Consider the following 262-nt stretch of genomic DNA (forward strand, 5'->3'; position numbering starts at 1 on the left):
TTGGGCTTACGGCGTGGGGGCTTTTCACCCCCATTATCGCTACTCATGTCAGCATTCGCACTTCTGATACCTCCAGCATCCTTTACAAGACACCTTCGCAGGCTTACAGAACGCTCTCCTACCATATGCTTACGCATATCCGCAGCTTCGGTGACTGGCTTAGCCCCGTTACATCTTCCGCGCAGGACGACTCGATCAGTGAGCTATTACGCTTTCTTTAAATGATGGCTGCTTCTAAGCCAACATCCTGACTGTTTTAGCC

Annotated in this window: 1 rRNA gene; it reads right to left on the reverse strand. The window is 50.8% G+C overall.

What is annotated here, in order from left to right:
- Positions 1-262: ribosomal RNA gene (locus GTP55_RS30530) — 23S ribosomal RNA — on the reverse strand; the annotation flags it as partial.

This window comes from Duganella margarita (assembly GCF_009857535.1).
Lineage (GTDB): Bacteria > Pseudomonadota > Gammaproteobacteria > Burkholderiales > Burkholderiaceae_D > Rugamonas > Rugamonas margarita.